This window comes from Streptomyces rhizosphaerihabitans (genome assembly GCF_025399795.1).
In the GTDB taxonomy this organism is placed as follows: domain Bacteria; phylum Actinomycetota; class Actinomycetes; order Streptomycetales; family Streptomycetaceae; genus Streptomyces; species Streptomyces rhizosphaerihabitans.
Genome location: NZ_JAODTZ010000150.1, coordinates 1 through 1221 on the forward strand (window position 1 = coordinate 1; position 1221 = coordinate 1221).

The window sequence follows — 1221 nt, forward strand, 5'->3', positions numbered from 1 at the left end:
CGCAGGGAGCCATCTGCAACCGTCCAAGGCTGCGGCTGTGCGTGGTCGTTGATGTCAGCGCTGGATGTCAGCGGAACAACTCCGGCACGGGGCAGATCTCCAAGGGATCGTCCGGCCGATCCGCCCAGTTCCACCAGACGTGCCGACTGGCGCACCGCCACAGGGATCGGCAGGTCCGCCGGCCGTCGTCCTCGCGCCTGGAGAGCACGAGGCCACCAGACCTCATCGGCTGGCTGCACTCAGGACAGGCTGGGACATCGCTGATCACGTGGCGCACCCTAACGGAACGCGACTGTAGAGCTGCGTCGAATTGCAACCCGACCTCTTCGTCCCGAAGCAACTTGGACGGGTGCTCTGCCTTGGGCTGGTGTGGCCATCACCTGCGGCGATCGTCCGTTGGCGTCTGCGATCGTCCGCTGCTGTTCGTCGCCGTTGTCACGCAGTTAGACACGCAGCAAGCGCCAGACCCTCCGCTCGCCCTGCAGGCGACGGTTCTGGCAGGGCAGGTACCCCTGTGGCCGCGGCGGGATGTCCTGCCCGATGATCGAGCCTATGGAAGCTGTCGTTCAGCGGGTGCTTACGTCGTGGACCAAGAAGTCGCGCGGCGGTGCTGAAGCTACCCGGAGGAATGCCGCCCCCACGGCCTTCTTGTTGCCCTCGGGGTTGAGTTCTGCTCTGTACGAGGTCTCCATGTGGGAGTCCGAATCCTTCGTGCCTCGCATGCAGGTGCGGGATCTGCTGCATCCCGGGACAGTCCTTCGCGAGAGAGACGGGTTGCTGCGCGTGGATCCACCAGAGGTGACCATGTTCGGCATGCCTCGACGCAACCGACGCCCGCCTGCCGTTCGTCTGGCTCCCGGTCAGTGGCTGCAGTGGCAGATCAACTACCGGTTCGTCGGGGGTTGTGGTGGTGAATGGTCCTACCGGCTGGAGACGTTCAACATCTTCTACGGTTCCACGGAGCCCGGCGCGTTCCTGGGAGTCCCACCACGCCGTGTGGATGAGCGTCGATCGCTGCGCTGAACACCTTCGCAGTGAAGTCTCTTGACCGAGACCCACCAAGAACAGAGCCGTCCGCAGATGGCGACACGACGAGGGGTCAGCAGCCGAAGGGGGAGACCTCTTAAGCGGCCCTGTCGTCTGTGCCACCCCCGCAGGATTCGAATCTGCGACACCCGCTTTAGGAGTTCGATCCGGGCCCGCTGCGGCTGGTGTTGTCAC

Annotated in this window: 1 protein-coding gene; it reads left to right on the plus strand. The window is 64.5% G+C overall.

From position 1 onward, the window contains the following. Positions 1 to 552 precede the first annotated feature (552 nt). Positions 553 to 1023, plus strand: coding sequence for a hypothetical protein (locus N4G66_RS45130; RefSeq protein ID WP_261710145.1), 471 nt, complete (start codon positions 553 to 555; stop codon positions 1021 to 1023). Positions 1024 to 1221 lie beyond the last annotated feature (198 nt).